21 protein-coding genes and 1 pseudogene are annotated in these 26,864 nt (G+C 73.5%); 7 read left to right on the top strand and 15 right to left on the bottom strand.

Annotated features, from left to right (window positions below):
* Nucleotides 1–218 precede the first annotated feature (218 nt).
* Entirely contained in the window at nt 219–2,156 is a 1,938-nt protein-coding gene (locus ACFUJR_RS11425) for a BTAD domain-containing putative transcriptional regulator (protein WP_383165187.1), read from the top strand.
* A gap of 50 nt (nt 2,157–2,206) precedes the next feature.
* Here the strand turns inward: ACFUJR_RS11425 and ACFUJR_RS11430 are convergent, their stop codons facing one another.
* From ACFUJR_RS11430 to ACFUJR_RS11455, 6 genes are read right to left on the bottom strand one after another with little or no spacing between them, the layout of a single operon-like run.
* Nucleotides 2,207–4,372 carry a prolyl oligopeptidase family protein gene (locus tag ACFUJR_RS11430; RefSeq protein WP_383165184.1) on the bottom strand — a complete coding sequence of 722 codons (2,166 nt, stop codon included), beginning with the start codon at nt 4,370–4,372 and terminating at the stop codon, nt 2,207–2,209.
* On the bottom strand, nt 4,369–5,862 hold the full coding sequence (locus ACFUJR_RS11435) for an MFS transporter (RefSeq protein ID WP_383165181.1): 1,494 nt from the start codon (nt 5,860–5,862) through the stop codon (nt 4,369–4,371). The genes ACFUJR_RS11430 and ACFUJR_RS11435 overlap by 4 nt, the downstream gene beginning before the upstream one ends.
* Nucleotides 5,859–6,800, bottom strand: a complete 942-nt coding sequence (locus tag ACFUJR_RS11440; protein ID WP_383165178.1) for a DUF6895 family protein — start codon at nt 6,798–6,800, stop codon at nt 5,859–5,861. The genes ACFUJR_RS11435 and ACFUJR_RS11440 overlap by 4 nt, the downstream gene beginning before the upstream one ends.
* Before the next feature lie 2 nt (nt 6,801–6,802).
* Complete coding sequence (locus tag ACFUJR_RS11445; protein ID WP_383165175.1) at nt 6,803–7,993, bottom strand: radical SAM protein; 1,191 nt, start codon at nt 7,991–7,993, stop codon at nt 6,803–6,805.
* A complete protein-coding gene (locus tag ACFUJR_RS11450; RefSeq protein ID WP_383165172.1) occupies nt 7,990–8,961 on the bottom strand; it encodes a DUF6895 family protein in 972 nt (323 codons plus the stop codon). The genes ACFUJR_RS11445 and ACFUJR_RS11450 overlap by 4 nt, the downstream gene beginning before the upstream one ends.
* Complete coding sequence (locus tag ACFUJR_RS11455) at nt 8,942–10,132, bottom strand: glycosyltransferase (protein WP_383165170.1); 1,191 nt, start codon at nt 10,130–10,132, stop codon at nt 8,942–8,944. The genes ACFUJR_RS11450 and ACFUJR_RS11455 overlap by 20 nt, the downstream gene beginning before the upstream one ends.
* A 774-nt stretch (nt 10,133–10,906) precedes the next feature.
* On the opposite strand from ACFUJR_RS11455, the gene ACFUJR_RS11460 reads away from it, so the two are divergent.
* From ACFUJR_RS11460 to ACFUJR_RS11485, 6 genes are all read left to right on the top strand, one after another.
* Nucleotides 10,907–11,992 (top strand): radical SAM protein, encoded by a 1,086-nt coding sequence (locus ACFUJR_RS11460; protein WP_383165167.1) that lies wholly within the window; start codon nt 10,907–10,909, stop codon nt 11,990–11,992.
* Complete coding sequence (locus ACFUJR_RS11465; protein WP_383165164.1) at nt 11,989–12,750, top strand: iron-containing redox enzyme family protein; 762 nt, start codon at nt 11,989–11,991, stop codon at nt 12,748–12,750. The genes ACFUJR_RS11460 and ACFUJR_RS11465 overlap by 4 nt, the downstream gene beginning before the upstream one ends.
* Nucleotides 12,747–13,040 (top strand): aroma-sacti cluster domain-containing protein, encoded by a 294-nt coding sequence (locus ACFUJR_RS11470; RefSeq protein WP_383165162.1) that lies wholly within the window; start codon nt 12,747–12,749, stop codon nt 13,038–13,040. Before ACFUJR_RS11465 ends, ACFUJR_RS11470 begins: the two co-directional genes overlap by 4 nt.
* Before the next feature lie 147 nt (nt 13,041–13,187).
* Nucleotides 13,188–16,607 (top strand): adenylate/guanylate cyclase domain-containing protein, encoded by a 3,420-nt coding sequence (locus tag ACFUJR_RS11475; RefSeq protein WP_383450332.1) that lies wholly within the window; start codon nt 13,188–13,190, stop codon nt 16,605–16,607.
* The gene (locus tag ACFUJR_RS11480; protein ID WP_383177786.1) at nt 16,604–17,437 is read left to right on the top strand and encodes a S8 family serine peptidase; all 834 of its coding nucleotides are present in this window, start codon (nt 16,604–16,606) and stop codon (nt 17,435–17,437) included. The genes ACFUJR_RS11475 and ACFUJR_RS11480 overlap by 4 nt, the downstream gene beginning before the upstream one ends.
* 31 nt (nt 17,438–17,468) lie before the next feature.
* Entirely contained in the window at nt 17,469–18,065 is a 597-nt protein-coding gene (locus tag ACFUJR_RS11485; RefSeq protein ID WP_383177789.1) for a GAF domain-containing protein, read from the top strand.
* 64 nt (nt 18,066–18,129) lie between these two features.
* Here the strand turns inward: ACFUJR_RS11485 and ACFUJR_RS11490 are convergent, their stop codons facing one another.
* The 9 genes and pseudogenes from ACFUJR_RS11490 to ACFUJR_RS11530 form a co-directional block, all read right to left on the bottom strand.
* Nucleotides 18,130–18,747 (bottom strand): NADase-type glycan-binding domain-containing protein, encoded by a 618-nt coding sequence (locus ACFUJR_RS11490; protein WP_383177793.1) that lies wholly within the window; start codon nt 18,745–18,747, stop codon nt 18,130–18,132.
* Nucleotides 18,748–19,762: 1,015 nt separating this feature from the next.
* Complete coding sequence (locus ACFUJR_RS11495; protein WP_383177796.1) at nt 19,763–20,326, bottom strand: phage tail protein; 564 nt, start codon at nt 20,324–20,326, stop codon at nt 19,763–19,765.
* Nucleotides 20,323–22,287 (bottom strand): putative baseplate assembly protein, encoded by a 1,965-nt coding sequence (locus ACFUJR_RS11500; RefSeq protein ID WP_383177799.1) that lies wholly within the window; start codon nt 22,285–22,287, stop codon nt 20,323–20,325. The genes ACFUJR_RS11495 and ACFUJR_RS11500 overlap by 4 nt, the downstream gene beginning before the upstream one ends.
* Nucleotides 22,287–22,709: a GPW/gp25 family protein gene (locus ACFUJR_RS11505; protein WP_383177802.1), complete on the bottom strand. Its 423-nt coding sequence runs from the start codon at nt 22,707–22,709 to the stop codon at nt 22,287–22,289. Before ACFUJR_RS11505 ends, ACFUJR_RS11500 begins: the two co-directional genes overlap by 1 nt.
* Complete coding sequence (locus tag ACFUJR_RS11510; RefSeq protein WP_383177805.1) at nt 22,706–23,017, bottom strand: PAAR domain-containing protein; 312 nt, start codon at nt 23,015–23,017, stop codon at nt 22,706–22,708. Before ACFUJR_RS11510 ends, ACFUJR_RS11505 begins: the two co-directional genes overlap by 4 nt.
* 124 nt (nt 23,018–23,141) lie before the next feature.
* Nucleotides 23,142–24,923 carry a VgrG-related protein gene (locus tag ACFUJR_RS11515; RefSeq protein ID WP_383177808.1) on the bottom strand — a complete coding sequence of 594 codons (1,782 nt, stop codon included), beginning with the start codon at nt 24,921–24,923 and terminating at the stop codon, nt 23,142–23,144.
* On the bottom strand, nt 24,920–25,636 hold the full coding sequence (locus ACFUJR_RS11520; protein WP_383177811.1) for a LysM peptidoglycan-binding domain-containing protein: 717 nt from the start codon (nt 25,634–25,636) through the stop codon (nt 24,920–24,922). Before ACFUJR_RS11520 ends, ACFUJR_RS11515 begins: the two co-directional genes overlap by 4 nt.
* A 37-nt stretch (nt 25,637–25,673) precedes the next feature.
* Nucleotides 25,674–26,099 (bottom strand): phage tail protein, encoded by a 426-nt coding sequence (locus ACFUJR_RS11525; protein WP_383177814.1) that lies wholly within the window; start codon nt 26,097–26,099, stop codon nt 25,674–25,676.
* 139 nt (nt 26,100–26,238) lie between these two features.
* Nucleotides 26,239–26,864, bottom strand: a pseudogene (locus ACFUJR_RS11530) (hypothetical protein); the annotation flags it as partial.

A 26,864-nucleotide genomic window follows, 5' to 3' on the forward strand; every position in this document is an offset into this window, starting at 1 on the left:
AGGAGGAGGAGAGCGGACGGCAGCGGGGGCCCCACGGCAACATGGGGGCTCGACACGGTCCTTGAGGGTGCGGCGCCCGCTCGTATGGGGGTCCGACGCCGTGAACATGGGGGTGGGGCCGGCGGAACTGTGCGGGCTCGCCCCCGATGCGCGATTCGTCCTGGCGACGGAACATCGAACGCACACCCCCCCTCGCTCTCCACACGGAGGTTCGCCCCATGCCGCGTCCCTTCGCACAGCCCGCAGCGCCCCCCGGCACACTCCGTTTCTCCCTCCTCGGACCACTCACGGTCCACCGGGACTCCCAGGCGCTGCCCCTCGGCCCGTTCAAACAGCGGATCGTGCTGGCGACCCTGCTGGGCTCCCCCAACAGCCCGGTCTCCGTCGACGTGTTGACGGACGCGGTCTGGCCGGAGGAGCCCCCTCGTACGGCCCGCAAGAACCTCCAGGTGTACGTGAGCGCCCTGCGCGCGCTGCTGACGGAGGACGGCCGGGATCAACCACGACTCACCCACACGTGTGGGGGATACGTGCTGCGCGTGGCCGAGGACGAGTTGGACGTCATGCGGTTCCACTCGCTGGTGCGGACCGCCGAGGGACAGCGGCTTGCGACCGCCGCCCGGCAGCTGCGCCAGGCTCTCGACCTGTGGCAAGGGCCGCCACTCGGCGACCTGCGGCAGTCGCCCCGCCTCGCGGAGGAGGCGGAGCAGCTGGAACTGCGACGGCTGTCGGCGTACGAGAACTGGGCCGACGCGGAGTTGGCGCTGGGTGGCGCGTCCGTGGTCGTCGAGGGACTGCGCGATCTGGTGGAGCGCCACCCGATGCGCGAGCGGCTCAGGTCCGCCTGGATGTGCGCGCTGAGCGGGTCCGGCCGGCAGGCCGAGGCACTCGCCGTGTACGACGACTACCGGCAGCTCCTGGCCAGGGAACTGGGCTTGGAGCCGGGCGGGGTCATCACCGCCCGGTACCGGGCGATCCTGGCGGGCGGGGAGTCCGGAACGGACGGTGCCTCCCGGCTGCCGGGTGCTCCGGCTGCCTCCCGCGAAGCGCCGGGGACGGTCCTGCCCCCCGGCATCGCGGACTTCACCGGGCACGGCGAGGAGATACGGGGTCTGCTCGGGCTGCTGGAGGGTGACGGCTCCCCCGGTGTCGTCCTGCTGTCCGGTCCCGCCGGGGCGGGAAAGACCACGCTGGCGGTGCGGGCCGCGCATCTGTCGGGTGACCGCTTCGAGGACGGACGGTTCTGTGTCTCCCTGCGGGACGCGGAGGGCGGGCCTCGCCCGCTGGACGCGGTGCTCGCCCAGCTCGCCACCATGACCGGCCACGGCCGGCCCTTGTCGCCCCAGGCGTGGCGGGAGTGGCTCGCCGCGCACCACGCGCTGGTGATCCTGGACGACGCACCGGACGAACGCGCCGTACGACCGCTGCTGCCCTGTGGCGGGCACGGCAGGGTGCTGCTCACCGCACACGGCCAGCTGGGCGGTCTGGCGCCCGTCCACCGGATCGCCGTGCCGCCGCTGAGCTCCGCCGAGGCCCTGGAGCTGCTCGGCGGGCTCATCGGACAGGGCCGGGTCCGGGCCGACCGGGAGGCCGCGCTGCGGATCGTGCGGGCCTGCGGCGGGTCTCCGCTGGCGGTCCGGGTGAGCGGCATGCGACTGGCGGTGCTTCGACATGTGCCGCTGCGGGAGTTCGCGGACCGACTCGCCGACCCCGTCGGCGCGCTGGACGAGCTGACGGCCGGGGACGTCTCCGTACGGCGATGGCTGGCCCGGGGCTGGGAAGCGCTGCCTCCGGAGTGCGGCCGGAACGCGGCACGGCTGGCCGCGGGCACCGGGGACGGCCCGTTCGGTCTGACCGAGGCCGCCGGGGCCCTCGGGTGCGACGAGCGGCGGGCCGTGCGGGTGGTGGAGACCCTCATCGACGCCGGGGTGGTGGCCTCCCCCGGAGGCGAGGTCACCTCGCACGCGGCGCAGTACGAACTGCCGCTCCTGGTGAGAATGTACGCACGGCAGGCACCGCAGGCCCACGACACCCAGGACACGACGGACGCGCGCACGGCACGGGCTTCGGGGGACGCGCGCACGGCACAGCTCCCGCAGAACCCCCACGACGCGCTGGACGTGCGGTACAGGAGCCCGCTGCTCACCCCGGGGTGAGCACGTCCACCACGCCCCCGCCTCCGGTCAGGACACCCGCGCCCGCGCCCTCACCGCGCCTCCCCGCCGGGGCGGCTCGGCGCGGCGAGGCCCACCTGCGCGGCCAGGAAGGCGAGGCACTCGGCCTCCATGGCCACCGCGCGCGAGAGGGCGCGGGCGCCGTGCCCCACGCCACGCTCCAGGCGGAGCAGGACCGGTCCGGCACCGGTCGTGGCGTGCTGCAGCGCGGCGCACATCTTGCGCGCGTGCAGCGGGTCGGTCCTGGTGTCGCCGTCCGCGGCCGCCAGCAGCACAGCCGGGTACGGGATGCCGGGTGTGACCCGGTGGTAGGGGGAGTAGCCGAGCAGGGTCCGCAGCTGCGCGGGGTCCTGCGCGCTGCCGTACTCGGGCACCCAGCTGGGCCCGAGTCCGGACAGCTCGTACCGGACCATGTCCAGGAGCGGGGCCCGGCACACCGCGGCGGCGTACTTCTCGGGCTGCTGGGTGAGGGCCGCGCCGACCAGCAACCCGCCGTTGGAGGCGCCCATGATCGCGATCCGGCCCGGTTCGGTCCAGCCCTCCGAGACCAGGAGGTCGGTGGCGGCGGCCAGGTCGTCGAAGGTGTTCTGCTTGTTCGCCCCGCTGCCGCCCCGGTGCCACGCCTCGCCCTCCTCTCCGCCGCCGCGCAGCCCCGTCCAGGCGAAGACGCCGCCCGCCCTGACCCAGGCCAGGACCTGGGCCCGGTACCGGGGTGACATGGTCGCGCGGAAGCCGCCGTATCCGGTGACCAGAGCGGGGCGCGTGACGTCCGGACGGCCCGTGGGCGAGATCACGAACATCCGCACGGTCGTACCGTCCCGGGACGGGAAGGCGACCTGGCGGGTGACCGCGCCGGTGATCTCCGGAGCCTCGTGGGCCTCGCGTTCCCAGGGCGTCACACGGTACGTCCGCGCGTCGAAGCGGAGTACCCGGTGCGGCGTGACGAAGTCGGTGTAGACGAACCAGGCCTCGTGACTCCCGTCCTGGCCGGCCGAGAACTCCACCACCGCGCCGGGTCCGGGCAGCGGGATCGTGGCCAGCTGCCGGCCGTCGACCAGATCGTGCACGGTCACCTCCGCCACCATGTGGCGAGTCCAGGCGGCCAGGCCGACCGGATGCTCCAGCTCCGGTCCGGACACGACGACGAGGTCGGTCAGCGTCGCGTCGGGGCGTTCGGCGATCACCTCGCGCCAGGAGTCGGGGCCCAGGTGGAGTTCGGACGGACGGCAGGCGACGACCCGCCCGCGGGCGGCGCCGTGGTCGGTGCGCAGCCACACCAGGTCCTGCGGGCCTGTGCGGGACACCGCGTGGAGGCGGGTGGCCGCCCGGGTGTCCTCCTGCACCGGCCGGAGGCGTGGACGGTCGAGCGGGGCTTCGGTCAGGTCGGCGAGGTAGAGGTCGGCGCCCCGGCCGGAGCCGAGCGTGGCCCTGACGCCGAGCCAGCGGCCGTCCGCGGTCACGGACACACTGTAGAACTGGGTCCTGTCCCGCCCTTCGCCGAAGATCAGTGTGTCCGCTTCGGGCGCGGTCCCGACCCGGTGCAGCCAGACGCGGCGGTGGTAGCGCTCCTCGCCGGGGTTCAGCCGCGGGTCCAGCCGTCTGACGTAGTAGAACGCCTCGCCGCCGGGCAGCCAGCCGACCGACGACTTCCGCACCCGGTCCACCGGCCCGTCGACGACCTTCCCGGTGGCCACATCGACCACCCAGAGCCGCGAGTCCTCCGTGCCGTTCCGGGAGACCTGATAGGCCAGCAGGTCGCCTTCGGGGCTGGGCTGCCAGGCGTCCAGCACGGTGCGTCCGGACGGATCGAGAGCACAGGGGTCCAGCAGCAACCGCTCCGGCGTGCCCGCCCCGGCGTCCGCCACCACGAGCACGGGATGGTCCCGGCCGGCTTCCCGCCGCAGCCAGAAGACCCTGCCGCCACAGACCTTGGGCGGCATCGCGCGATCGACGGCGCCGAGCGCCGCCACCTCCGCCTGCCACTGCTCCAGGCCGGGCCAGGCAGCCCGCTCCGCCTCGTAGAGGGCCTCCTGCTCCGCGCTCCAGCGGAGCGTCTCGGCGGACTCGGCGTCCTCGAGCCAGCGGTACGGGTCGGGGACGCGCAGCCCGTGGAGTTCCTCCACGACGTGCTGACGGTCCGCGTGGGGGTACCGGCGTTGTACGGGTGGGGTGTCGAGGCTCACTCGGTGCTCACTCATGGCGTGGCGGTCCCTTCCTCCTCCTCGGCCGTGCGGTGCGCGACGACCTCGCCGCCCCCGGCCTCTTTCCTGGTCCGCTTCCCGGCCTGCCCGGCGGTCCCGGCCGTACCGTCGGCCGTGGCCTCCCCCTTGGTCCCGGCCGCCTCACCGGCCTCGGCTGTCGCCGCGTGCGGGAGGGTCTTCCGGGCGTAGACGCCGGACAGCACGATGATCAGCCCGGACGCCGCGAAGATCGTGTCAATGGGACCGAACCGGACGCCCGCCACCGAGGCCTCGAAGTCCAGCAGCACGCTGCCGACGAGCCAGCCGGACAGCGCCGCCGACAGCACCAGGGCCAGCTGCGTCACCGGCTGGAACACGGAGTACACCCGCCCCCGGTAGGCGGCGGGCGCCGCGGCGAGCAGCAGCGGTGCCGTCGCGGTGTTCAGCATCGTGACGGGGATCGTGAAGAGGACGAGCAGGGCGGCGCCGCCCAGGAACCCGGTCTGCCGGGAATAGGCGACCAGCAGGACACCGCTCACCAGCAGGCCGACCCAGACGGTCCGCCGCGCCCCGATCCACTGCACCACCCGGCCGGCGCACAGCGCGCCGATGATGCCGCCCACCCCGATGGCCATGCCGACATAGCCGTAAAGGCGGGCCGACGCGTCGAGGTTCTCGGTGATGAAGAAGATGTTGAGGGTGTTCAGGGCGCCGACCCCGAACTGGCCGATCACCACGATGACCAGCAGCGCCACCAGGAAGCTGCTGCGCGCGAAGAAGCGGAGGCCGGCCATGAACTCCGGCAGCACTCCGGCCCGCCCCTCGGCCCGCCTTCCGGTGGGCTCCTCCGTGCCGCCCTCCTCGGCCGGCCGCGCCTCGGGGGTGGATACGGGTACGGGTACCCGGACGGCGCGGATGGCGAGGTACGACACCAGGTAGGAGAGCGCGTTGAAGAGCAGGGCCCATTGCAGGCCCACCGTGAACAGCAACGGCGCGGCGAGCGGCGGCCCGACGATCAGGACCGTCTGGCTGGTCGCCTGGGTGATGCCTGCCGCCCGGGCACGGTCGGCGTCCCCGGTCACCACGTCCGCGATGACCGTGAAACGGGCCGGTGCGAAGAACCGGGCGGCCGCGTTCAGCACCAGTACGGTCGTGTAGATGAGGGCGAGCCACACTCCGACCGGGAGGGTGCCGGCCGGCAGGAAGGAGACGGCCGTCAGCAGGGCCACCAGCCCGCCGCGGACCACTTCGGTGGCGAGCATCGTGCGGCGTTTGTCCCAGCGGTCGACGAAGACGCCCGCGATCGGACCGACGAACAGCACCGCGACGCCGGCCGCCAGCAGGACACCGCTGACCGCCGCCGGCGCCCATGTCTCGTCCCTCGCCAGTACGGTGGCCACCCACAGCACCAGGGTGGTACTGAACACGATGTCCCCGAGGGACGAGACCGCCTGCCCGAACCAGAGCCGGGTGTAGTCGCGGTTGATGAGGGTCAGACGCGGCGTCATGACCGCCTCGCCGAGGACACGATCAGCGCCATGAGGGCGGTCACCAGCGTCGGGTGGTACGCCTTCTGGAAGAACTCCTCGGCCGAAGCCGTCTGCGCCCCCCTGAGCGCGGCCGTCCGTGCGGGGATCGCGCCGTCGGCCCGCTGGGCCCGCAGCAGACACTCCACGGCCGCGGCTCCCGAGGGCGTGCGCAGCGGGTCCATTCCCAGGATGAACTGGGTCGTGACGAGTTCAGCGGCCAGGTCCCAGCGATCGTGCTCCACACAGTGGCCGAGCATCCGGCAGACCAGGTCCCTGGCGCGTGCCAGGGCGTCGCCGGTCAGCCCGGGGTCGGCCCGGCCGTAGTCCCCGAGGTAGAAGGCGGCGTGTGTCAGGGAGTACCCCTGGGGGTTGGTGAGCGGCGGCCCGTTCTGCGGCTCCGCCTCGTGCAGGGTGACGAGCGGACTGCGCGGGACGAGCTCGGCGTACGGCTCGACCTGGTGGCGGACACCGGCCTTGTCCGCGAAGTAGCGGATCTCGATGCGCTTCAGGGGTGACTTGCCGTGTGGCGAGAGGAAGTCGGGCGTGAGCCGTGCGAGCGCGGCCCGGCACACCGTGTCGTCGATCCCGCCGGGGGCCAGCGCCGCGAAGATCAGCGCGTACGAGGAGGCGACCTGGGGGTGGGTCTCGAAGAGGCGCGGGAAGTCCGGATGCTGCCAGAGCTTGCGGACCAGGGCGGTCGCCTCACCCAGCCGCTCGTCGTGGGTGCCGCCCAGCCGCTCGTCGTGGGTGCCGTCCAGCCGCTCCGAGCAGTGGCAGAGCAGCGCCAGTTCCAGTGCGGCCTTCGCCTGCTTGTGCGTCGCCGACCGGGCGCTCGCCGCGTACGGGTCGAAGTGGTCCAGGTTCCCTCGCACCCAGTCGAGTGCGCCGGCGGAGAGCTGGTCAAGAGGCGATGGCATGGCTACAGGCGCTCCGTCTCGTCCAGGTAGTCGAGCAGGGCCGCGTCCACGTCGTCGCGGAATCTCGCGAGGGTGCGCGCGTCCTCGTCGTACTGGTAGAGGTCCTCGCAGGAGATCCAGCGGTCGCGGGTCACCGTCTCGGGCTGGTACCCGTCGGCGACCGTGCCGACCTCCCAGTCGGGCTTGCCCGCGGTCTCCCAGCAGCTGGCCAGGGTTCCGTCCGCGCTGACCACCGCTCCGTAGCGGCCGTCGGTGTGACCGCAGGTGTGGCACGGGCGGCGGGCGCCCGGGCGGGACACGGTGAAGCCGAGGTCGAGCGCCCGGCGCTGCCACCGGCTGAAGCCGGACGTGAACTCGCCGGTGTGGAGGAGGTCGTTGGCGAATCCGATGCCCACGTCGCCGACCCTGGCGAAGTACAGGGCGCAGCGGCTGGGGTCGAGCGCCTCCGCAAGCCGCTCGATCAGGGCGTCGACACCGTGGAAGGTCTCCTGGGAGACGTTGACCCGCAGGGTCCACTTGATCGGTGAGACCTCGCTGGCCTGGACGATGTTGCGGACGATCGTGTCGAACGTGCCGTTGCCGTTCGCCCTGCCGATCCGGATCCGGTCGTGGTCGGCGCGGTCGCCGTCGAAGGTGACCTGGATCGAGGTCAGTCCGAGGTCGGCGAGTTGCCGTGCCATCCACGGGGTCAGGAGCGTGGCGTTGGAGATCATCCAGGCCGAGGACATCCCGATGCCCCTGGCCCGCTCCAGCAGTTCCAGGCAGCCTCGCGGATTGAGCAGCGGCTCTCCGCCGAAGAGCAGGATGCGCAGCTTCTCCAGACCGGCCGCGGCCATCTGCCGCTCGGTGAAGCCGAGGATCGAGGTGATGGTCTCCGAGGAGAGGCGGGTCTGGGCGATCCTGGGCGGGCGGCTTCCGCCGGCCGTGTCCTGGGCGGTGTTCTGGAAGCAGTATCCGCAGCCCAGGTTGCAGTGGGTGCTGGTGAGGACGGTCAGGCCGTAGGAGCGGATCGGCGGGGAGGAGAACAGGCCGCTCTCGCGCAGCCGGTCTTCCGTCTCGGGCCGCAGTGCTCCGTCGGCGGTGAGGTGCCGGACGCCGAGGCGGGCGACCCCGCCCCGACCGAGAAACCACAGGTTCCGCTTGCCTTCGAGGAGACGCGCGCCCTCGGGCAGGTCGAGTTGTCGCAGGTTCACAGCGCCCTCCGTGCTGCCGATGGTCCCGCCGTCGCGAGCCCGTCGGCCCGGCCTGCGGTGATGATGGTCATCACCAGGGCCGTGACGAGGGTCGCCTGATAGGCCTTACGGAAGTACTCCTCGGGCGTCGCGGTCTCCGGAGCCCGCCCGGCCGAGGTCTTCCCCGGTATCGCGCCGTCCTGTGCCTGGGCGTGGGCGAGCATCCGGATACCGGCAGCCCCCGACGGCGTGCGCAGCGGGTCCATGCCCAGACAGGCCTGAGCGAGCACGAGCTTGCCGGCGTACTCCCATGCCCCGTCGCGCGCGCACCGGTCCATGAGCCGGTCCACGACGCGCAACGCCTGCTCCCGGGACTCCTCGGTCAGGCCGGGGTCACGGAAGCCGAAGTCGCTGAGGTAGAAGACCGTGTCCGTGACCTCGCAGACGTCCAGCTCGGCCACCGGCATCGTGGCGGCTCGTGCCAGGAGACTGGACTCGTACAGCTCCTGGTACGACGCCAGCCGGTGCCCGACGCCCGCGAGATCGGCGAAGAACCTGACCCCCAGGTGGAGGTAGGGCGACTTCCGGCCCGGCGCCAGATAGCCGTCGGCCGCCAGCCGGGCGAGCAGCTCACGGTGCTCGTCGGTGGCGGTCCCGGCCGGTGCCAGGGCCGCGTACAGCAACTGGAAGTGCCGCGCCTTCCTCTGGTCGAAGCCGCTGGGCAGCGGAAAGTCCGGACGCCGCCAGGCGCGGTCCACCACCGCGACCGCGTCCCCCAGGGCGGCCTCCCCCGGAATCGCCCTTCCCCAGTAGTGGCACAGCAGCCCGAGTTGCAGAAGGGCCTTCACCCGCGCGGTCACCGGCAGCTCGGCGTGGGCGGCCGGGGAGTCGAGGTACCCCGCGTGGGTCCCCATCCACCGCCTCGTGCCCACCGACAGCCTCTCCGCGGCCTCGCCGACCTCGTCGAGGTCAGGTGATCGCGTACTCATGGTCCTCCTTCGGGATTGCGGATCGCTGAGCCACTTGCTCGACGACGTCGGCCGCGCGGGCGGCGCTGTCCCCCGTGGCCAGCCTGCGGCCGAGTGCACGGGCGCGGGTCCTCAGGCCGTCGTCCTGCCAGGCCGACTCCAGCAGCGCGGGCCAGTCGGCCGACGGGTTCCTCGGCAGACGCACGGCCACGCCGGCCCGCATGCAGGCGCCGGTGAGCAACGGCTGCTCGGAGCCGTTGGGCGAGGCCGCGAGGGCTCGCCCGCGCAGCAGAGCGGCCAGCACCGGGGCAGAGGTGCCGTTGGTCAGCACCATCCCGGCCAGGTCGACGAGCGGCCCCATCCACGGCTTGCCGACCGGCAGGATGTCGGCGCCCGGGGCGGGCTCGGGGGGCGTGGAGCGGCCCCGCTCGACCACGGCCTGGAACCGGCCGCCGGTGAACGTCTCGTTGAGCTGGGGCCACAGGCTGGCGCCGCCGAAGACCCGGCCCAGGTGCACGTAGACGACGGGCTTCCCGGACCGCGCCAGGTGGTCCCTGACCTCCTCGACCTCGGCCTGGTCGGGCGTCGGCTCCCAGGCCAGGGGCCCCACCTGCCACACCCGGTCGGGCAGTTCCGCGCCGGGGTACTCCAGCGCCGGATCGCCGCGGAGCAGCAGCGCGTCGCCCAGCAGTGGGTTGTCCCCCCACCGGGAGGCACGGGCCCCCGCCCCGGCCTGTTCCCTCACCTCGGCGTACCTTCGGCGCCCGTCGCTCGTCCGGTTCTCCCGGGTCCGGCCCAGCGGCGGCTCACCGTCGCCGCCCGCTCCGTAGTCCCACAGGTGGACCGAGAGCCCGACCACCACCACGGGGATGTCCAGCGCCTCGGCCGCGAGCAGCGTGCCATTGCACAGCACGGAGGTGACGAGCAGATCCGCCCCGCACGCCCGGGCGGCACGTACGGTCGCCCGGTACTGCGTCACACCGGTCTTCCCCCACAGGGCGGCGGAGAACGCCCGCCGCCCGCCGAAGTCCTCCGCGGCGGCGAACGGGAGCCCGGCCTCGGCCGCCACGGGTGCGGCGGAGGCCCGGCCCAGCACGCTGACGTGGTGCCCCCGGCGCCGCAGTTCGCGCCCGGCGGCGATCGCCGGGTAGAGGTAGCCACCGTCGCTGAGCGGGCAGAGCAGGATGTTCACGACGCCTCCCGGCCGGGGCGGCCCGGCACGGTGCGGCCCACCTGTCGGGTGGGCGGGTCGGCGTGCGGTCCGCGGAGTTCTCGTACTGCGTGCTGCCGAACCGTGTCGGGGTACCGGCTCTGTGCGGGTCGGGCGACGGGGGTCACTCGGTACTTCCTCGGGGCGGGGCGGACGATGGCCGCGGGCCACCGGCTCTCGGCATGGATGTCCGAGGGCCGGTGGTCCGATCAGCGCTCAGTGCTCAGGACTCGACGAACCGAGTCACTGGAGCATGTCGCTGTTGTTGGTGAAGCAGTTGCCCGCCTCCTCTTCCTCCTCCTCGGTGTGGGCGACGACCTCGATGTCCTCGTCCGCCGGCTCGGGGTTCGTGTTCTCGGGCATGTGTCTCTCCTTCGTTGACGGCGTCCGTCGCGCCGACTGAGGAAGAACGTAGGGATCCCCGGTATGCCGACGCCTGGTCATCGGTTCGACACCGGTATACGGCCGAGATCCGGCGGACGTACGGCCGACGTGCGACCGCATACGGACGCCACACCGGGGCCCGGGACAGCGCCGGAACCCTCCAGGCGCCCGCGTTCCCGCACCCGGCCTGCCGCCTCACCCATCCCGACCAGGTACTTAACCGATTGCCAGGCGGCCGTGAACCGAAAATCTGCCGCGTGAGGGCAGAGTGCCGAGTCGGCCTGCGCGTGCGGTACGCACAGGACGCGCGGTGCGCGGTACGCACAGGACGCGCGGCGTGCGGTACGCGCTTGGAGGACTGGAGGAGGAGACATGCAGCTGGCAGAACTCATCGGCCTGCGTCCGGTCCCCTGCGGCGGCCTGTTGGTGGCGCTCACCCGGCGCTGCCCCCTGAGCTGCGCGCACTGCTCCACCGACTCCTCCATGACGTCGGCCGAGGAACCCGCCCCGGATCACCTGCAGCGCTTCATCGGCTCGTTCGGCGAGGCGAACCGCCCGGAGGTCGTCATGCTGACCGGCGGCGAACCGCTGCTGCTGCCGGAGCTGGCCGCCCGTCTCGCCGGTCTGGCGCGCGCCGCGGGCTCCCGGGTGGCACTGCTCAGCGGGATGTACTTCGCACGCGAGGGACGCGTACCCGACCGGATCATGCGGGCGATCGGCACGCTCGACCACTTCTCGGCGAGCCTGGACGCCCACCACGAACGCGAGATCCCGCGCGAGGGCGTCCTCCGCGCCCTCCGGGCCGTCCTCGACGCCGGCGTCCCCGTCAGCGTCCACCTCACCGGGACCGGCCCCGACGACCCGTACCTGGAGGACGCCGTCGCGGACATCCGCCGCGTGTTCGCCGACCGGGTGCCCATGCTCGTCAACGAGATCCGGCCGCTCGGCCGCGCCGCGGGCCTGGTGCGGGTGAAGCCGGCCGTTCCGGAAAGCTCCCCGACGGACTCGTGCTCCCTGGCGGCCTGGCCGGTGGTCGCCTTCGACGGGACCGTGGTCGCCTGCTGCAGCCAGTGGACCGTGGACCGGCGGCCCGTCCCCAGCCACCTGCGCCTCGGACACATCGCCCAGGACGACTGGGCCACCGTACGGGAACGGTCCCTGGACTCCCCCGTGCTGCGGATGCTGCGCACCGTGGGACCCCGCCGTCTGCACGCCCGCTACGACGCCTCCCCCGCCCCGAAGGGCTACTGCGACACCTGCCGCGGGCTCGCCGACCGGCCGGAGGTCCTCGCGGGCGCGGCACGGGACGCGGGCGGCCGGGTCGGCAAGCTCCTCGACGAACTCACCGCGGAGCAGCAGCTCGCCGCAGGCCCGGCCGCCCTGGTGCGCCGGCTGGGCTGCTCCCGCTACGCGGACCTGGTCGAACTGGCGCCCGCACAGGCGGGCGACCGCCGATGAGCGCCTCGGCCACGACCGCGCCCGGCCCGTCCGCCACGCGCCGCGGGCCCGGCAGCGCAGGATCCGCCGGGGTCGGCCCGAGGGTCCCCGCCGCGCGCGACCTGCCGCCCTCCGCCGTGCTCGGCATCAAGCTGGCGCTGGGCGCCCCCGCGCTCAAGGCCGCCACCGCGGCCCTCTGGCGACCGGAAGGCCTGCGCGGTCGGTACGTCCGCTACCTGGCCTCGATGCATCCCCTGGTGCTGGCCTCGGTGCCGCTGCTCCAACGGGCCGCCGAGCGGTGCGACGAACTCGACGACCCGCCCGCGCGGCGCCTCGCGGCCTACTACAGGCGGCACGCGGATGAGGAACGGGACCACGACGCCTGGCTGCTCGACGACCTGGCCACGGTCGACGCCGCGCCCGCCGCCGTACCGCCGCCCGTCGTCACCGAACTCGCCGGCGCGCAGTACTACCGGATCGAGCACGAGCACCCTGCCACGCTGCTCGGCTACATGGCCGTCCTGGAAGGCAACGCGCCCGCGCCCTGGCTCGCGGACCGCCTCGCCGAGGCCACCGGGCTGCCGGACGGGGCGTTCCGCACCCTCAGGGAGCACGCGGAGCTCGACGGCGGCCATCTCGGCGAGCTCCACGCGGTGCTCGACGAACTCCCCCTGACCCCACGCCAGCAGACCTCGGTCTCCGTCAGCGCTCTCCACACGGCGAACCTGCTCACCCGGCTCTTCCTCTCCCTCGCCGCCGACCCCGGAGGACACCCATGACCGGCATCACCCCCTCGCCCGACCCCACGCCCTCGCCCGACTCCGCCGCCTCCGGACGGCCCACCCCGTCCGAGCCCACCCTGGCCGCTCTCGCCGCGGCAGGGTTCAGCATCGACGCCCTCAACGACGAACAGCACGACGTCCTGCGCGGCCTGACCGCCGAGGAACTCACGCTGCTCATCGACATCAAGGGAAGGCTCGACGAGGCCGCACCGGAGGTGCAGGCCCATATCGGCATCCCCGGAGCCGAGTTGCAGGCCGGCGAGGTGGCGGGCGGCGCTCTCTTCTGATCCGGCCCGCCCGGCCACCCTCGCCCGCCCGGCGACCCCGCCCGGCGACCCCGCCGGGTCGCCGGGTCGCCGGGTCGCCCGGTCGCCGGGGTAACCCGGTCGCCGGGTCGCCCGGTCGCCCGCCAGCCCTTGTCCACGGAGGAACCCATGTCCTGCGCCTCGTGCCGGTGCGAACTGCCGCCCGACGCCCGGTTCTGCCCCTCCTGCGGCAGCCCGTGCGCTCCCGTGCCGGGCACCACCGAGGCGACCGGCCGCAAGGTGGTGACCGCCCTCTTCTGCGATCTGGTGGGTTCCACCGCACTCTCCGGAGCACTGGACGCGGAGACCCTGCGCTCGGTGACGCTCCGCTGGTTCGACCTGATGCGGCTGCGCATCGAGGAACAGGGCGGCACGGTGGAGAAGTTCATCGGAGACGCCGTGATGGCCGTCTTCGGAGTGCCCACGGTTCGGGAGGACGACGCCCGGCGGGCGATCACCGCCGCCCTGGCCATGCGGGAGGCGCTCACCGGACTCAACGCCCGTCTCGACACGACGTTCGGCGTCCGGCTCGAGATGCGCATCGGCATCAACACCGGCCAGGTGGTGGCGGGTTCGTCCACCACACGCCAGTCCATGGTCTCCGGCGAGGTGGTCAACGTCGCCGCGCGACTGGAGCAGAACGCCGCCGCCGGAGAGATCCTCATCGGTCCGGACACACTGCGCGCGGCGGGGCCGGGCGTCCGGACGGCGGAGACCGGCCCGCTGCTCCTCAAGGGCAAGAGTGACCGGGTCACAGCCCACCGGCTGCTCGGCCTGGACGAGGAGGACAGCCCGGAGGCGCTGCGCCGCTTCGACCTGGGTTTCGTCGGTCGCAGTCACGAACTCGCCCTGCTCGACAGGGCACTGGACCGGGTCGTGCGGGCACGCCAGGCCGGCCGACTGGTCTTCAGCGGGGAAGCGGGCCAGGGCAAGACCCGGCTGCTCAGGGAGTGGCTCGACCTGGAGACAGCGTCACCCGGCGGTCTGCGCCACGGCTTCGGCCGCTGCCGGTCGCGGGGCGAGCAGGCCAGCCTCGGGCCGCTCGCCGACGCCGTGGCCGCCGCGCTGAAGGCGGGCGGCAGGCTCACACCGTCACCAGAACTGGAGTTGCTCAACCACGGCCTGCTCCTGGACGGCACCCCCAACCCGTCGCTCACGGACACCTGCGCGGCACTCGCCAAGGTACTCACCCAGCTCTCCGGGACGGGCCCCGTGGTCCTGGTGATCGACGACTGCCACTGGGCCGCGCAGCCCCTCTTCGACGCCCTCGACCAGTTGGTCCGCGCGCTCACCGGCGCCGCCGTCCTGGTCGTCCTGCTCACCCGCCCCCAGTTGCTCGACGTACGGCCCGGACTGGCCTCGGACGCGGTGCCGCTCGGCGGGCTCTCGGACGAGGAGGCGCGGCTCCTCGCCACCGAACTGACCGGGTTCGCGTCGAACGGCGAGCCGCTGCCCCCCGAGCTCCTGGAGCGGGCGGGCGGAAACCCACTGCACCTGGAGCAGTTGCTGATCACGGGAGACGGTGTCGGCACGGACAGCGTCCCGCTCCCGTTGCAGGCCCTGATCGGCGCGCGCATCGACGCACTCGACCCGCCCGAGCACCGCGCCCTGGGTCTGGCGTCCGTCCTGGGCCGCGACTTCACCGCCGAGGAGCTGACGGCACTCGCCGACACGTCGGTCCCACCCGTCGTCCCCTCGTCGGCATTCACCGGCGCCCCGCCGACGCTCGCCGGTCCCTCGTCGGCACACACCGGTCCCCCGCCGACGCTCGCCTCCTCGCCCCTGGAATCCGGGGCCCACGCCGAACTCCGCGCCACGCTGCACCGTCTGGTCCGGCACCGTCTGGTCACACCGGACGGCAGGTCCTTCCGCTTCGCCGGAGGGCTGATCCAGGAGGTCGTCTACGACTGCCAGTCCAAGCAGGACAGGGCCGAACGGCACGAACGAGCCGCTCTCCTGGCTTCGGTGCGCGAGGCAGGTGGCGCCGCGGTGGGCGCGCATCTGGAGCAGGCACACCGGTACCGGGTCGAACTGGGCGCCCAGGACGCCCACACCGACGAGTTGCGCCGACGCGCCGCCGACGCGCTCGCCGACGCGGGCCGTCTGGCGCTGGCCCACGCCGACCCCGTATGGGCCGCCGATCTGCTGTCCAGGGCCACCGCTCGGTACGAGCCCGGCGAGCCCAACAGCACGGCGACACGTCGGCGGCTCGGCCAGACGCTGCTGGACCTGGGGCGCGCCGCGGAGGGCCAGGCGCTGCTCGAAGAGGTACTGGCCGGCGCCCCGGCGGCGAACGGTGACGGCGCCTTCGGCGGAGCCGTGGTGGAGGCCGCGCACGCCCGGCTCGCCCTGGCCTCCGCCGGCCGGTTCGCCGGGCCGGCCGAGTCGCCGGCCGAGGCCGCCCGCGCCACCCTGCCGGTTTTCGAGGCCGCCCACGACGACCTCGGACAGGCCAGGGCCTGCCTGCGGCTCGCCCAGGCCCGCCAGGAGGAGGGGCGGCACGGGGACGCCGAGCGGCTGCTCGCCCGCGCGCTGGCGCACGCGGTCCGCGACGACGCCGAGCCGGAGCGCGCCGCGGCCCTCGGTGCGACGGGGGTCTCGCTCTGGTGCGGGCCCCGACCGGTCGCGCAGGCCGTGGCCCAATGCCGTGATCTCCTCACCGACCAGGGACCGGGCCGCCGCGCCGTCCGGCTGACGCTCAACTGCCCGCTGGCGGTGCTGCTGGCTCTCCACGACGACGAGGACGGGGCCCTGGCCTGCCTGGCCGAGGCGGAACACCTCGCGAAGGGACTCGGCTACGCGGAGGCCGACGCCTTCCTGCCGATCTTCGCCGCGACCGTGGCCGATCTGGCCGGCCGCCGGGAGGAGGCGCTGCTGACGCTGGACGGGGCCGCCGCCGCGGCCCGGGAACTGGGTGCCTCGGGGCTGCGGCGCCGTGCGGTGCTGGACGCCACACGCATCCGGCTGGACCTCGGCGACTGGCGTACGGCGTCTGCTGACCTCGCCGATCTGGAGGGCGTACGGGAGGACGGCGGCGGTACGGGAGAGAGCGACCGTACCCGTACCGGCGGAGGTGACCGCACCCGTACCGGGGGTGACCGTACTCGTGGCGCAGACGGAACCGGCGGCGGACCGGGACGGGCCGAGGACGGTGAGCACTCCGACCCGCGCCGGCCGAACGCGGATTCGGCCGACCTCGACGGGATGCGTGCCCGGATCGCCGCGGCCCGCGGAGACGCCGCGACCGCCACGCGGCTTGCCGCCCGGGCACTCGCCACCGCGGACCTCACCGACTCGCCGATCGTCCAGGGAACCGCCGCTCTCGACCTTGCCCGCACCGCCCTCGCCCTGGGGCGCCCGGCCCACGCGGCCGAGGCGACGGCGCTCGCACGGCGGCGCTTCGCGGCCAAGGGCCATCTCCCCGCCGTCCGCCGCGCCGACGCCATGGCCGACCTGTGCCGGGGCTTCCCGGCCGGACACGGACCACGCCGAGGAGCCGACAACGTGGCGGCCGAGACCGCCGAAACCGCAAGGGAGACCGTACGATGACCGCCCCGCAGCAACCCGTGCCCGGCCTTACCTGGGGCCTGCGGGGACGCGGCCCGGCCGACGTACCCGTCGAGGCCGACGGCCCCCCGGATCCCCCCGGGCCGGGTCTCGTCGGCGGCACCGGGCGCGGCGTGCGGGTGTGCGTGGTCGACTCGGGTGTCGAACGGGACCACCCGATGGTCGGCCCGGTCTCCCAGGCCTGGCGCGTGTTCAAGGACGACGCCGGCATCCACGTCGAGGAGACCGAGGAGGGGGACGCCTGCGGCCACGGCACCGCCTGCGCGGGCATCATCCGGCGCACGGCACCGGAGTGCGAGCTGTCCAGCGTCCGGGTGCTCGGTGAGCGGTTCTCCGGCAGCGGGGACGCCCTGCTCGCGGGGATCCAGTGGGCTGTGCACCAGCGGTTCGACGTCGTGAACCTCAGCCTGTCGACCACACGCGACCGCTTCTCGGAGGAGCTGCGCAAACTGGCCGACGAGGCGTACTTCCAGCGGACCGTGATCGTCGCCTCGGCGCACAACACACAGGTGGAGAGCTTCCCCTGGCGGTTCTCCTCGGTGATCTCGGTCGGCAGCCACCAGGAGGACGACCCGAACCTGTACCTCTACAACCCCGAGCCCCCGGTGGAGTTCTTCGCCCCGGGCCAGAAGGTCGAGGTGGCCTGGCTCGGCGGGACGTCGATCCGGAGCTCCGGCAACAGTTTCGCGACCCCGTTCGTCGCCGGTCTCTGCGCGCGCATCCTGTCGAGCCGTCCCCGGCTGACGCCGTTCCAGCTGAAGAACGCCCTGTACCTGTCGGCTGCCAACGTCCGTGTCGACGGACTTCGGTGACGACCCGACACCACTCCAGAAGGGGGACCCCATGACCCAGACGAACGAATCCTCCGTGTCCACAGCTCCCCGGCCGGACCCGGCCCTGACGGAACTGCTGCAGTCGGTGGTGGACACCGCACGCGCCATCTTCGGCGCCCAGGCGAGCTCCATCCTGCTCCTCGACGAGGCGGCCGACGAGCTGGTCTTCGAAGCCGTCTCGGGGCAGGGCCAGGAGTTCCTGGTCGGCCGCCGCTTCCCGGGCGGCCGGGGCATCGCCGGCTGGGTGGCCGCCTCCGGCGAACCGATGGTGGTCGACGACCTGCACGACAGCGCATCCTTCGACCGTGCCGTCGCCAAGTCCACCGGCTACGTCCCCGAAGCGCTGATGGCGGCCCCGCTCATCCACGACGACCGGGTGCTCGGCGTCCTCGAAGTGCTCGACCCGTCCCCCCAGGCGCGATCCGGTCTTCCCGAACTCGACCTGCTGTCCCTCTTCGCCCGCCAGGCCGCCGTCGCCCTCCACGTCCTCACGTCCCGGCCCCCGCACACCCCCGACGCCGACGCCGACGCCGACGCCACCGACCCCCGAGCACGCGCCGAGCTGCTGCGCCTCCTCACCGAGGCCCGCCGTCTGCTGGAGGAGTGAGGTCCACCCGACGCCGGCCTCCCGCCGGGGCCGGCTCCTTCCTGCGTTCGTCCGCCGACGGACGTCAGCTCCTCCTGAAGAACTCGACCTCCGCCAGGGCTATGTGGCGGTCCTCGGTGAGCCCCGTCGCTTCGCGGAGGGTCAGTTGGACCGAGACGACGTCGCTGTAACCCGTCTGGACGGTCTGGGGGCCCGGCTTGTCCGCGAGGGTGATCGTCTTCTTCTTCGTCGTTCCGTCCGACGCCGTGATCAGGAGGTCCGCTCTGATCGGGCGGGCCTGATCGCGGTGCGCCTCCGGTTTCTTCGAGACGCCCGTGTGGACCACCACGTCCACCAGGCGGAGCGGGGAGCGGAACGTGAAGGTCAGCGAGTCGCCGACTGCCGGCGCGCCCCAGTACGTGTTGCTCAGGCCGTCCGTCGCCAGCGTCGGCCCGTGCTTCGGGACCGACGCTGTGGCCTCGACCGAAGCCGGCGTGACGTGCGTCGCCTTCGAGAGCTTGTCCCGCACGTCGTCGTACAGCCAGCGGCCCGCCGGGATCAGGAAGTAGCCCCCCACCAGGAGGCCCAGCACCACGACCGCGATCACCGTTCGGCGTGCCCACTGGCCCGAGCCCGATCGCACCTTGCGGCGGAACGGCCACACCGTCCGCCACCACGGCAGCGGCGCCGCCTGGGCTGTCACGCGCAGCGGGGTCGCGCAGCGGCGGCAGAAGCGGCGGTCCGATGCGTTCGGCGTTCCGCACGACGGGCACGGCGGGCCCACCTGCTGCGTCTGTTCCGCCGTCGGGCGTACCTTCGGGCGCTGGGCGATCGGCTTCGCCGGCTTCACCGCCCCCACCGGAGCGTCGGGGGCGGGGGTCGGGGTGCGTGCGGGGGTCGGAGTGCGTGCGGGGATCGCCGGCGGAGTGGGGGTGCTCGCGGGCGCGGTCGTGGGAGTCTTCGCGGGCCTGTGTGTGGGCCTTGGTGGGGTGGCGGGAGCGGGACGCGTCGTGGGCACCGGGCGGTCCTTGGGGGTGCCCTCCTCCTGTTCAGCCGAAGAGTCCGTCGGGGAATCGGTCGTGAGGCCCGCCGGCGGTTCCGTCGGCAGGTCCACCGGTCGCCCCGACGCCAGTCCCGACGCGAACTCCCCCGGGAGGTCCGCCGAGAGTCCCGCCGGCAGGTCCGTCGGAAGGTCCGCCTGTCGTCCCGACTGCAGTCCCGTCGGACGCTCACCCGGGAGGTCCTGCTGGAAGCCCCTCAGCAGCCCTCTCAGGAATCCCGGCTGAGGCTCCGTCGGGAGCTCCGGTGCGAGTGACGACGGAAGTCCCGTCGGGGTTTCCGGCGCGGGGCCCGGCGACGGTACGGACGGGCGTCCCGACGCGGGGGCCGGCGGCGGTACCGACGGGCGTCCCGGCGCGGGGGCCGGCGGCGGTACCGACGGGCGTCCCGACGCGCGTGCCGGCGGCGGTACCGACGGGCGTCCCGGCGCGGGGGCCGGCGGCGGTACCGACGGGCGTCCCGACGCGGGGGCCGGCGGGCGTTCCTGTGGGGCCGCGGGCGGGGGGACGAGCGGGGGTTGCGGGGGCTCCTTCCGGGCCTCCTCACGCTCCTCCTTCCTCTCCTCCTCCTGCGACCAGCCCAGGTACCCGCCGCAGTTGCCGCAGAAGTCGTCCGTCTCGCCGTTCGCCGTTCCGCAGTCCGGGCATGAGCGCATGGCCTCAGCTACCTCCGTCTTCCGGTGGGCCGGTGAGGATCTCCACCCGGCACGTCAGGTGGACCGGGCACGACGCCGCGATCACGTCCAGGACCTGGCGCTCGTCCACCGTCGGTGTGCGGACCGGCCAGACCAGGACGAGGAGTTCGCCCGGGGGTGCCGGGGGCAGTTCCGAGTCGGCCGTCGTCGACCAGGTGGCGCCGCCACCGTCGACGATCCGTGCCTCCACCCCGAGGCAGAGGCGCAGGCTCTCCACCAGGCCGCGGCGGGTGCCGCGGCGGCGGTGGAGGTCCGTCGCCCGGGCCACGACCGTTCTGGACAGTTCCTCCGGCCACTCCTCGTCCAGCTCCACACCCAGCCAGGTCGCGAGCCACCGCAGGAAGTCCGGGGGCGTGAGCGCGGGGTCGAAGTACGCCGGAAGGTTGTCCAGGGTCGACAGCACCGGGGCCAGGACCGTGTCGAGGCCCGTCGTGAAGCGCTGTGCGAAGTCGTCCTCCGCGTACAGGGCCGGGAGCAGGCCGCCGATCGGGTGGCGGCTCGGCAGGCCGGGGACCGCTGCTCTGGTCATGTCGCACCCCCCAGGTCCCCGGGGGTCACGACCACCTGGTGCTGGTACGAGAAGACCAGGGCGTTGCGGGCCACGTCGATCCGTTCGGCCGGGGCGCCACGGCGGCCGGTCACCGGGTCGGCGGGGAAGAGGCGGACCTCGTCCACCAGGGCGTTCCGGGCCGCCCGTTGGAGGACCGCGAACGCCTCTCCGTACTGGACGGGGCGGCCGAACGCCCAGCCCCTGCCGTCGGCTCCGCCGTGCAGCGGGTTGAAGTGCCGGAACAGCGCGGCGAGCGCGTCCTCCCGTACCCGGTCCACGTCCTGGGGGTCGGCGATCAGGCGTGCCACCACCGTGATCCCCTGGTACGCGGGGGGCTCCACCACCAGGCGTGTGCCGACCAGGCGGCGTTCGTCCAGGCGGGCCGTGATCGCCGACAGGACCTGCTCGGAGGGGATCAGCTGCTCGAACCGGAGCCGGTCGTCCCCCTCGTCGGCGACCGCGTCCGGGACGATCAGCACCCGTACCGCCCCGCCCTCCCCCGCCACGGCGGGCAGACAGCGCACCCGCCGCACCGAGGGCGCCGCCTCGCGGGCGATGAACTCGTAGTCCTGGGCCGTGACCGCCCGGTCCCGTATCCGCAGCACGTGCGGCGCCCGCACCTTGGCGTTGTCGACGGTCTCGCCGTCCACCCCGCCGCGCGCCGCCTCGCGGTTCTCGACCCGGGCCACGTACGGGACGGAGCTGCGCAGCACCGAGATCGCGCCGCGCGCCACGTTGCCGCCGGCGCCGCCGCCGGTGCGGTGGCGCGGGACCCGGACCTGGGCTCCCTGGTCGGGCACCGCCCCGTATGTGCGCACGGTGCCGTCGGGCTCCCGCAGCGCGGGCGGGAAGGTGAACTCGCCGTTCGTGGCGTCCACGACCACGTGCCGGTCGGTGGGCGACGAGTCGCCGAAGTGGTCCACCGCCGTCCAGGTCTGCCAGCCCTCGGCCGAGGACACCTCGACCACCACCGGTTCGCCGTCGAGCAGCAGCGGCGGCCGGGGAAGCCGGAACCGCTGGCCCGCCACCCCGTCGGAGGCGCCGAGCAGGGTGTCGTACACGGTCTCCGCGTGCTCGACCGCCATCGTGCCGCCCACCGTGAACACCTCCGCCTCGCGGATCGTGGGCGACTCGGAGTAGAACGGCTGGCCCGCCTCGGGCGCGGTGACGCGGCAGCGCAGCCAGCCGGCGCGCGTGCCCGCGACCACCGACGCGGTGTGTCCCGCCGGTACGAACACGATGACCTCGCCGGGCCTGTTGAGCCCGCCCGTGGTGTCCGAACCGGTCTCGCAGACCACCCACCGGGCGCCGTCCCATGCCTCCCACACGAGGGGCGGCTGCCGGGGGTCGACGCCGACGCCCTCGACGCGGCTGTCGAGCCGGACGGCGACGATGCAGTGCGGCACGGCCGTCGGCAGTCCGAACAGCAACGCGTCACCGGGGGCCGGGGCCGCCTGGAAGCACGGGATGTCGCGGCCCTCGCCGAGCGCCGTCGTCCGGTCCGTCTGCTCGCCGCCGGCCGGGGCGGTCACGAGGCGGGTGAGGGAGCTGGGCACGATCGGCAGGTCGGCGGCGGTGCTGAACACCACCGCGTCCTCGGTCTCGCTCCGTACGGTGGCCACCTCGACGCCCGCCCGCAGCATCACCGTGTCGGGCTGGGGCGCGGAGAGCCAGAAGTCGACGTCCGCCGTCGCGGCCGTCGGCGGGAACAGCCGGACGCCCAACAGGTCGAGGAACGCGGCGTAGTTCTTCTCCGGCACCCGGTTCAGCCGGTAGAGCAGCTGGTCGACCATGTAGGCGAAGGTCTCGATGAGCGTGACCCCGGGGTCCGACACGTTGTGGTCGGTCCACTCCGGTGCCGCCTGTTGCACGTACCGCTTCGCCTCGTCGACCAGCTGCTGGAAACGCCGGTCGTCCAGGTTCGGTGAGGGCAGAGCCATCAGCGTCCTCCCGTCTCGTCGGATCCCTCGTGGGAGGGGATGGAGTAGAACGGGAAGACCAGGTTCCGCAGGTCGTTGGTGGACCGGACCGTGTACCGGACGTCGATGTAGAAGATGCCGTCGTCCACCGCGTCGAACGCGACCACCACGTCGTCGACCTCGATCCGCGGCTCCCAGCGCTCCAGCGCCGTCCGCACCTCGTGGCCGATCCGGCCGGCCGTCTCGCCGTCGCCGGGCGCGAAGACGTACTCGTGGATCCCGCAGCCGAACTCGGGGCGCATCGGGCGCTCGCCCGGCGCCGTGCCGAGGACCAGGCGGATCGCCTCCTCGATCTCCCGGTCGCGCTCCACCATGCCGATCCCGCCGGTGGGGCTCACCCGGAGCGGGAAGCCCCAGCCCCGGCCGATGAACCGCTCGCTCACATCGGCCCCCCGATGAGGACGTTGACCGCGCCGGCCACGATCTGCGCCCCGCAGCTCGTCTGGTCCCGTACGCAGGCGGCGGGCAGCCCGCCGATCAGTACGGGCCCGCCCACGGCGGTGCGTGGGTTCGGCATGATCACGTTGGCCGGACCGAGGTAGGCGTGGGGTACGCACGCGTGCAGGCTTCCTGTCACCGCGGCCGGCTTGCCGCCGATGAGCACGGTGGGGACCAGGACGGCGCCGGGCGGCGGGGTGCCGATGACACCGCCGTGGGCCGTGGGGTCCCCGACGCGGGCTGCGGGAGGCATTCTCTTTCTCCTTGCTGACAATGAGGATGAGGGAGTTGTGGTGTGTGGTGGAGGGCAGGCCCCGGTGTGTCCGGGGCCCTCCGCATGTGCGGCCCCCGGCATGCGCGGGCGGCCCGGGCCTTCGTCAGTTGAGGCGGATCATCCGCGCCTTGATCGTCGCCAGCAGCCCGCCGTCCACCGTCACCCCCGTCTTGCCGTTGATGTTCACCGTCCGGCCGTTCAGGTCGAGCGTCCCGGTCCCCGCGTCGAGCGTGATGCCCTTCGGGGTCAGCGTCACCGAGCTCAACGCCCGTCTGCCGCCCGGGCCGAACACCGTGAGTTCGAGCCGGTTGCGGCGCTCGTCGAGCTTCACCTCCAGCCGCTTGTTCCCACTGGCCAGGCGTACCCCGGACGTGCCGCGCGGGGTGTCGAGCAGTTCGAGGCGGTGGCCCGAGCGGGACACCAGGGAGCGGCGTTGGACCTTGCCGCTGGTCTTGTCGACCAGTGGGACGTCGTGCGGTGACGGCTTGTCCACGCCGTTGTAGAGACCGCCGAGCACGTACGGACTGTCGAGGAGTCCCTGCTCGAATCCGACGAGCACCTCGTCGTTGACCTCCGGGCTGAAGACCCCTCCCCCGCCCTGGCCGCCCCACTGGACGGTCCGTACCCAGTCCGTCACGTAGGTGGCGTCGAGCCAGGGGAACTTCAGCTTCACCCAGCCGCGCTGGCCGCCGCCCGCCTCCCGGATGTCGGTGACCACGCCGATCGCCAGACCGGGCATGCGCGACCCGCGCGCGGGCGCGTTCCCGCCCGTGGCGAGGCCGGTGAGGGAGCGGTCGGGCGAGGAGCTCACGACGATCGTCGTACGGTAGCCGCCCTGCGGCTCCAGGACGTGGTGGGCGGCGGTGGCCGTGTACCGGCCGGAGAACGCGGGGCCCACGTTGCCGAGGGCGACCGGCTTGCCCGCCCGCAGCTTGGGGTTCCCCTCGGCGACCGCCTCGATCTCGCCGAACCCGGCGCTCACCGACGCGGCCACCGAACCGGCCACGGCCGTCGTCTCGGCCTGTGAACGGTACGGGGTGTCGGTGACGGTGACCTTCGCGGACGCGCCGAACGCGGACGCCACCGACGGGTTGAGTCCCGGGGTGACGGTGGTGCTGCGGACGGCCGGCCGGGTGGCGACCAGCGGGGTCTTGGTGGTCACGTTCCAGCCGCGCACCTCCACGTTGCCCGCCCCGTCGGCGCCCGTCAGGACGGCCCGCAGGGCCAGCAGGTTGCGGCCGTACTCCAGGACCAACGGACTGCGGGTCGCCGGGGTGGACGGGGCCGGCGCGGACGCGGCGGGCGTCGGCTTCACGAACTGCAGCAGGCCCTTCTCGTCGACCCGCACATGGGCACCGCTCTCCCCCGCCAGGTACTGGAGGAACTCCCAGTCGGAGACGTTGGGTTGGGAGAGCTGCTGATGGGTGACCGGTGCCGCCTCGATCTTTCCGCAGGCCAGACCGGCCCCGGCGGCGACCTTCCGGACGATGTCCGCCGTCGTCATGTTGCGGTACGCGACGACCTTGCGGCCGCGCTGAAGGCGGTGCGCCTTGGAGTACGCGCGGATCACCGTGAACGACCCCGTGGTGTCGGTGTCCAGTTCGACGGCCGTCACCTCGCCCGTGAACAGGCGCTCCCTGGCCTGCCCGGTGACGGTCACCACCGAGATCTTCAGCGGCGTGCCGATGGTGATGCCGGTGGCGGTGAGCAGTTCGTGGTTCGGGTCGCGGTAGGTCAGCAGCGCGGTGTCCGGCAGTCCGACGTTCTCGTCGACCACACAGCTGACCAACTGCGCGACCCAGGCGGGCGGCAGTTCGGCGGGGGCCTCGACGATCGGGTCGGCCGCGAACGACCGGCCGCCCCGCGACTCCGTGGCGGCGCTCATCGGTCCTCCTCCGCTGTTCCGTCGGCGCCGGGCACGACGAGTTCCGTACCGGGCGCGAGCACCATGGGGTCGTCGATGCCGTTGGCCTCGGCGATGACGCGCCAGGCGGTGGCGTCCCCGTACTCGCGCCAGGCCAGCAGCGGCAGGCTGTCGCCCGCGACGACCCGGTGCGTACGGCGTGCCTCGCGCGAGCCCGACGTCGGGTTCTGGCCCGGCGGGTCGACGCTCGCCTCCTCGATCGACAGCGAGCAGGTGGCGCGTAGCGGCTTCCCGTCCACGTCGAACAGGGTGTAGTTGACGGAGAAGTTGGACAGCACGCCGTCGAACGAGGTCGTCTTCGACGTGCCCCATTCGAACCGCACCCAGGGGCTGGCCGGTGTCTTGCGGGCCAGGCTGGCCTTGGTGGGCACACAGGCCGTCATCATCTGCTGCACGGCCTGTTCCACGGAGTTGTCGTGTGTGGCCGTGGCGTCGAGGAAGACCTCGAGGGAGAGCGAACGCGGTCCGCTGCCGACGAACTCGGGCAGGGCCGACTGGCCCGCCATCCGGGACGGTGTGCGCCGCCACTCGGTGGACTTGCTCATGGTCAGCGCCGACGGGTTGAACTGGAGCTTCACCCGGGCCAGGGTGCCGCCGGGCTTGGCGCCGACCTTCGCGGGCGGCTCCATGATCGTCAGCTGGGCCCGTGCGCGGCTCGATCGGGCGGGTGCCATCGCGTCCGTACCTCCTCTCCGTGGGTGTTGCCGGTTCTCAGGACGGGCGCAGGCCCTCGTGGGCGATCTCCAGGGTCTCGATCGCGGCCTGGGAGTTCGCCGGGTCGAACGACGGGCCCTGCCAGCGCACCGGGACGATGCCGAGGACCTGCCAGCTGACGATGCGGCTGAGGTCGGGCCTGAGCGCGACGATCTCCCCGTCCTTGGGCTCGACCCGCTCGATGATCTCGTCGAGCCAGCGGGCGATCTTGGCGGTGTCCGCGGTGACGGGCCGGGTCAGGGTGATGTTGGACCAGGTGATGCGGCCGGGGAGCTGCCAGGCGAACCCGTTGTTGCCGCCCTCCGCGTACTGGTGCATCTCCACCTCCGCGCCGAGGCCGGAGCAGGTGTGGAAGGCACCGAGGTCGTTGCCGCCGATTGCGAGCCGGAAGAACACGCTCGTCGCGACGATGCTGTCCGTCATCTCTCTCCTTGGCCCGGAGGCCCGTTCTGTGTGCCGGTCTGCGTGCCGGTCTGCGTGCCGGTCTGCGTGCCGGTCTGTGTGCTGGTCTGTGTCTGGAGTGGCGCCGGGGGTCGGCGGCCGGGGTCTCAGCGGCCGGAGGTCAGCGGCGGCTGTCGTACGGACGTCCCGTGCGTTCCCGACCTCGGCGCATCTCGGCCCGGAGCAGCCGGGCCACCGGGTCGATCAGCTGCCTGGCCAGCTCCTCGATCTCGGGCCCTCGCGGGTTGGACGCCGATGTGGACGTGGTCGCGGCGGCCGGGCGCGTCGAGGACGTCGTCCCGGTGGCCGAGGGGGTGGAGGCGGCCGAGGTGGACGTGGCACGGGTCACCGGGGTCACCGGGACGCCGCCGAGCCCCTCCTGCGCCATCCGCTGGACCGCCTTGGTCTGAAGCCGGTTGGCGGCCGGTGCCGGTACGACGCGGGGCGGGGTGGGCTCGGCCCCGCGTCCCGGTCCGGCGCCCCTCGTGAACGGCATCGGCAGCGGGGAGGCCGTCCTCTGCACGGAGCCGGCGGCCGTCTGGGCGGGCGCCGGGTCGAGGCGTACGCGCGGGACGACCGGCGGCGCCTCGCCGCGGCTCACCGTTCCGGGGGCGGTGGCGCGTTGGACCGGCGCGTGGGGCGGGGTCGGGGTGGGGCTCGGGGTCGGGGTAGGGCTCGGGGTCACGGCCGGGGTCGGGGTCGGGGTCGGGGTCGGGGTAGGGCTCGGGGTAGGGCTCGGGGTCGGGG

This window comes from Streptomyces sp. NPDC057271, assembly GCF_042668715.1.
In the GTDB taxonomy this organism is placed as follows: domain Bacteria; phylum Actinomycetota; class Actinomycetes; order Streptomycetales; family Streptomycetaceae; genus Streptomyces.